The sequence below is a fragment of the Mycobacterium sp. 1245852.3 genome (genome assembly GCF_001669335.1).
Taxonomy (GTDB): domain Bacteria; phylum Actinomycetota; class Actinomycetes; order Mycobacteriales; family Mycobacteriaceae; genus Mycobacterium; species Mycobacterium europaeum_A.
Genome location: NZ_LZLL01000138.1, coordinates 1 through 5888 on the forward strand (window position 1 = coordinate 1; position 5888 = coordinate 5888).

The window sequence follows — 5888 nt, forward strand, 5'->3', positions numbered from 1 at the left end:
CGGCGTGAAATTCAGCACCCCGGACAGGTGACCGTCGACGAAAATCCACGTCAGGATGCCCATCGTCGACCCCAGCGTGAGCGCGCTCATCAGCACCGCCTTGATCGGCAGCACCACCGAGCCGAACGCCAGGAACATCAGCAGCAGCGTCGCGCCCAGCAGCAGCACCAGCATCAGCGGCGCCTTGGCGAACAGGCTGTGGATGCTGTCCTGCTCGAGTGCCGGCGTGCCGCCGACATACAGGTTCAGGCCCTTCGGCGGGTTCACCGCCCGAAGTTCGGCGATCTTCTTTTCGGCGTCATTCTTGTTGAGCAGGCCGTTCTGGATCACCCGCACCGAGCCGTCCTTAGGCACCGTGGTCCCGTTCGGGCCCGCGACGCAGGGGTTCCCGGCGATGGTCGGACACGGCCGTTCCTGCCAGGTCTTGTCGGTGAAACCGCCGATCGAGGAAATCCGGTTGCGGATGTCGGCGACCTGCTGGTCGGTCACCTTGCTGTGGTTGTCGCTCTGGATCACCACGGTCAGCTGCTCGGTGCGGTAGCCGGGGAACTGCTTGTCGAAGTGCTCCTGCGCCAGGCGCACGGGGTTGTCGGGCGGCAGGTACTTCTCGCTCATCCCGCCGAACGACAGGTTGCCCAGCGGGATGACCAGCAGGATCATGCCGACCGCGATCGGGATGGCGAACGCCAGCGGCTTTTTCATCACCCAGTTGACCAGCTTGCCCCAGAAGCCGGCCTCGACCTCTTCGCGCGTCTTGGTCTTCTGCAGCCGGTCGGCCAGCCAGTTCAGATAGGCCCGCGAGTACTTCCAGTTCCGCAGGAACGGCACCCGGAACGCGGTCCGCACGCCCAGCGCGTCGACGTGGCGGCCGAGGATGCCCAGGCAGGCCGGCAGGAAGGTGATCGACAGCAAGGCGGCGAGACCCACCGCGGCGAAGATCGCGTAGGTCAACGAGTGCACGAAGCCCTGCGGAAGCACCAGCAGGCTGGCGCTGGAGGCGATGATCAGCACCGCGGAGAAGGTCACGGTGCGCCCGGCCGTCATCACGGTTCTTCGCACCGCGGCCTCGGTGTCGTAGCCCTCGGCGATCTCCTCCCGGAACCGGCTCACCACGAATAGCCCGTAGTCGATCGCGATGCCCAGGCCGATCAGGGATACCACCGGCTGGGCGAAATAGTGCACGGGCCCGAACACGGCGACCAGCCGCAGGATGCCCAGCGAGCCGGCGATGCTCAGGCCGCCCACGATGGCCGGCAGGCCGGCGGCGACCGCGCCCCCGAAGACGAGGAACAGGACCACCGCCACCATCGGCACCGCAAGGACCTCCATGCGGCGCTGGTCGGTGGCGATGGTGCCCGTCAGGGCGTTGGCGATCGGCTCGAGACCGGCGAGTTGCACGGTGCCGCCGTTGAGCTTCTGCAGATCCGGGGCGATGGCCTTGTAGTTGTTGAGGATGCTGTCGTCGTCGTCACCCTTCAGCGGGATGGACACGAAGGTGTGCTTCCTGTCCTCGCTCACCATCCCCTTGATCACCGGGTTGGTGCTGTCGGGCGCCGCAAGCCAGCCGGCCCACCCGACGACCTGGTCGGGGTGATCGGTCTTGAACTTGTTGAGCTCGGCGACGAGCTTGTCCCGCCACGCCGCGTCATCGACCGTTTTTCCGTTGGGAGCGGTGAAGGTGGCCACCACGTGGCTGGTGCGGTCGCGGCCGTAGGTCTGGTCGCCCAGCACCGACGCCTTCACCGATTGGCTGCCGTCGTCGTAGAAGCCGCTCTGTGTAACATGCTTGCCCAGGCTGATTCCGAAGACGCCACCCAGCAGACACAGAGCTACCGTGACCCCGATCACGATGTACCGATACCGGTACACAGTTCGACCCCACCAGGCGAACACGCAAGCTCCTTACTGGATCGTTAACGACCCGCGCGGCATCTTTCGGTTTTTCAAGCCAGTGTCACACACGCGCGGTCAACAGCGCGGACAGCGGCCGGAACGGCTGCAGCCACGCTCCCTGGTCAGGCAGCGAATCTAGGCCGATCCGCGGCAACGGTTCCCGGAAGACACCAGCGATATCCTCCAGATCAACGAAGTCCAAGGTATCCGACGCTAGCGCCCAACTCGCATGTTCGCGAAATCCGATCACCTGGACGCTGACCCCGGTTCGGGCGATGTCCTCCAGCGGGTGGCGAAAAGCCTGACCGTCCGCGGAGGCCACCACCAGCGCCGCCAACCCCTCGGTGCGCCGCAGTTCGATGTGGGCCAGCATGTCGCGGTCGACGTCGCTGTCCTCGTCGATCTTCGGCTTGGCGAACACCGCGAACCCCACGTTACGGAGCGCGTCCACCCAGGGCCGGACGACATCGGCGCTGCCCGGCGCGATGTTGGTGAAGACGGTGGCCTCGGGTTCCACCACGACGCCGGGGCGGGTGGCGCTGACCTCGGCCGTGCGCGCCAACAACCAGCGTCCCAGGGCGTCGAACCGCGGGCGCTCCAGAGCCGTCGGGCGCCGGCCCAGGATGGAGCCCAGGCCCATGTCGAGGTTGGGCGCGTCCCACACCAGCAACACCCGTCCCCCCGGGGGAGGGAAGTCGCCCAACGCGTCGCCGGTCAGCACCGCCGGCGGCGCGACGGGTTCGGCCCCCGCCGCGGTCTCTTCGGTCAGGCTCATGGTCATCGCCTACTCATCGTCTAAGCCAAATGAACTCGGTGACGGCGCTGCCCGCTTCTTGAGCCTTCGTCTCGTACTTGGTGGTCGGGCGCGTGACCGAGATCGCCAGCGCATCGTCGGGATCGGCCGGGCGCAGCCGGGGTTCGCCCGCGCCGACCTCGGCGATGTGCTCGGCGTAGCCGGCGTGGTCCGTCGCAACGTGCAGGACACCACCAGGGAGTAGCCGGTCGGCTATCAAGCCAATCGTGCCCGGCTGTAGGAACCTGCGTTTGTGGTGCCGCGCCTTCGGCCACGGGTCGGGGAAGAAGACGCGGACCCCGGTCAGCGACGCCGGCGCGATGAGGCGTTGCAGGACGTCGACGGCGTTGCCGCGGATCAGCCGGATGTTGCTCACCTTGTCGCGGTCGATCCCGCACAGCAGCTGCGCCAGCCCACGCCGGTAGACCTCCACCGCGACCACGTCGATGCCGGGCTCCTCCTTGGCCATCGCCAACGTGGATGTGCCGCTGCCGCAACCGATTTCGAGCACCACCGGCGCCGGGCGCCCGAACCAGGCGCGGGTATCCAGCGGGGGTTCAGGGTTTTCGGGTTCGTCGGCCGCGGCGCCTATCGACAGGCCGAGCTCGGGCCAGCGGCGTTCCCAGGTCTGGCGCTGGGCATCGGACAGGGCCGCTCGCCGGGCGCGGAACGCCGTGGCGGGGAGGTAGCGCTGGTCGGGGCGGTCCGAGTCCTCCGAGGGCGTGTCAGCAGACATCGCCACCCCGCGCTGCGCATGCATTTGTCCATGGTGGCCTATAAACCTCGGATGTAGCCGCCCCTGGTCCGGATTGATACCCAACAGTTGCCTTGACCTGGTAACTGATTAACAGTGGCTCGCTTCTTCGTGACGCGGGTGCCACCATTCGGTGGGACCGCTCGGCCTCGGCGCAGCACGCAGTAGTTTCGACGCGGCCGCGACGCTGGTCATCCGGACCGAACAGGCGGGATATGAGGGGACAAGGACACCAGACTTTCGTCGGCGAGCTGGCGCGGTTTGCCGCCGGCCAGGTCGACCCACGCGTGGCGGCGATCGCGCAGCGCACCGCCGCACCGCTGCGCGTGGTTGTGGGCGGCCGCCGGGGGGTTGGCTGCCGCACCGTGCGCCGCGCGCTGGACGGCGCGGGACGCGCGGCGGGCATCGCGGTGGTGGGCTCCGAGACCGATGGCGAGGCGGACGTGCTGGTCCGCGTGCTCGCGGAGGTGGTCAAGCCCGAGGACACCCAGGCGATCGGCCAGGCCGCAGCGGGAGGTCGCCCGGTGCTGGCGGTGCTGAACAAGGCCGATCTGGCGGGCTCGCTGTCCGGCCGGGGTGACGGGCCCGTCGCGGCGGCGCGCGCGAGGTGCGCCGAGCTCTCGGCGCGCGTCGGCGTGCCGATGGAGCCGATGACCGGGCTGCTTGCGCAAACCGCGCTCGACGACCTGGACAGCACCCTGTGGACGGCGCTGTCGGCGCTCGCCGCCCACCCCGGCGCCACCGCCTGCTTCGAGGGCTCCTTCGCCGGATTCCTGGCCGCCGACGTACCGGTGCCGACCGACGTGCGCCACCGCCTGCTGGAGACCCTCGACCTGTTCGGCACCGCGCTGGCGGTCGCCGCCTTCCGGCAGGGCCGGACCCCGGCCCAGGTGCTGACCCTGCTGCACCGGATGAGCGGCGTCGACGGCGTGCTGGCCAGGATCGGCGTGCTGGGCGCCGCGGCGCGCTATCAGCGGGTGCGCGACGCCGTCACCGAACTCGAGGCGCTGGCCGCCGGGGGCGGCGCGCTGGGCGAGCGCATCAGCGGGTTCCTGTCCCGCGACGACACCGTGGTCGCGCGGATGGCGGCGGCCGTGGACCTGGCCGAGGCGGCCGGGCTCGACCCGGGCGGCCACCCGGGTCGCGGCGCTCGTCGTGATCCGGCCGCGCACCTGCCGCGGGCGGTGCGCTGGCAGCGCTACAGCCGCGCCTCGGCCAGCGAATTGCATCGCGCGTGCGGGGCGGACATCGCCCGGGGATCGCTGCGGTTGTGGTCCCAGGCCTGCGCCTCGTTGCCGGGGGATTCCTGGTGAGCGGCGACGCGAGCGACGATCCCGTCGCCGCGGTGGACGCACTGGTGGCGGCCGCCGGGCCGGGGCTGGACCCGCCGGCCATTCAGCGCCGCGACGCCGTGCTGGTGACCGGCCCCTGGCTGGCCGGGGTCACCGCGGTCGCCGATGCGCTGCGCAAGCGGCTCCCGCAGCACACGTTCGTCGAGTCGGCGGATCTGGGCCCGGGCGAGGTGCCGATCGCGGTGGTGTTCGTCGTGTCCGCGGCGGCAAACCTGACACCGTCCGACTGCGCGCTGCTGGACGCCGCGACCGAGCACACCGACGCGATCGTCGGGGTGGTGTCCAAGATCGACGTGCACCTGAACTGGCGGGACATCGTCGCCGCGAACTGCGACGCGTTGGGGACGCATGCGGGGCGTTACGCCCGGGCGCCCTGGGTGGGCGCGGCGGCCCTGCCCGACCTGGGCGACCCAGACGTCGACGACCTGGTCGCGGCCGTCTCGGCGCAGCTCGACGACCCCGATCTGGCACGGCGAAACAGGTTGCGGGCGTGGGAATCCCGGCTGGAGACGATGGCGCGGCGGTTCGACCGCGAGGTCGAGGGGTCCGGCCGGCGGGCCCGGGTCGAGGCGCTGCGCGAAGAGCGCAGCACCGCCCTGCAACAGCGGCGCCAGGCCAAAAGCGAGCGCACCATCACGCTGCGCGGTCAGATCCAGCAGGCCCGGGTGGCGCTGTCGCACTCCGCGCGCAACCGGTGCGCGTCGGTGCGCACCGAACTGCAGGAACACGCGGCGGGTTTGTCGCGACGCAACATGCCGGGCTTCGAGACGGACGCCTACGAGGCGCTGGAGGAGGTGGTCGCCGAGGTCAGCCGCGACACCGACCTGAAGCTCGCCGAGGTGGCGCAGGCGGTGCACGTGCCGATGGAACTGCCGCCGCTCGAGCAGCTGCCCACGGTCGATGCGGCGCCCCCGCCGCTGAAATCGCGCCGGCAGGAAACCTGGCTGATGGTGGTGCTGGGCGTCGGGTTCGGACTCGGGGTGGCGCTGACCTTGAGCCGGCTGATGAGCGGCGTGGCCTCGCGGCTGAACCCGGCGCTGGCCGTCGTCGCGGCCCTGGCATGCGTGGCGATCTCGCTGGCGCTCACCTACATGGT

The 5888-nt window shown here is 70.2% G+C and carries 5 protein-coding genes; 2 read left to right on the plus strand and 3 right to left on the minus strand.

Going from position 1 to position 5888, the window contains the following annotated elements:
- The 3 genes from A9W96_RS06040 to trmB form a co-directional block, all read right to left on the minus strand.
- On the minus strand, positions 1-1893 hold a 1893-nt coding region (locus A9W96_RS06040), incomplete at its 3' end, for an MMPL family transporter (RefSeq protein WP_067138428.1).
- 61 nt (positions 1894-1954) lie between these two features.
- A complete protein-coding gene (locus tag A9W96_RS06045) occupies positions 1955-2668 on the minus strand; it encodes an NYN domain-containing protein (protein ID WP_066866063.1) in 714 nt (237 codons plus the stop codon).
- 13 nt (positions 2669-2681) lie between these two features.
- Complete coding sequence (trmB, locus tag A9W96_RS06050) at positions 2682-3464, minus strand: tRNA (guanosine(46)-N7)-methyltransferase TrmB (RefSeq protein ID WP_197499416.1); 783 nt, start codon at positions 3462-3464, stop codon at positions 2682-2684.
- A gap of 191 nt (positions 3465-3655) precedes the next feature.
- Between trmB and A9W96_RS06055 the strand changes: the two genes are divergently transcribed.
- Together A9W96_RS06055 and A9W96_RS06060 are read left to right on the plus strand one after the other, a co-directional pair.
- Positions 3656-4753 carry a hypothetical protein gene (locus A9W96_RS06055; protein WP_067138426.1) on the plus strand — a complete coding sequence of 366 codons (1098 nt, stop codon included), beginning with the start codon at positions 3656-3658 and terminating at the stop codon, positions 4751-4753.
- On the plus strand, positions 4750-5888 hold a 1139-nt coding region (locus tag A9W96_RS06060; protein ID WP_197499415.1), incomplete at its 3' end, for a hypothetical protein. The genes A9W96_RS06055 and A9W96_RS06060, both read left to right, overlap by 4 nt.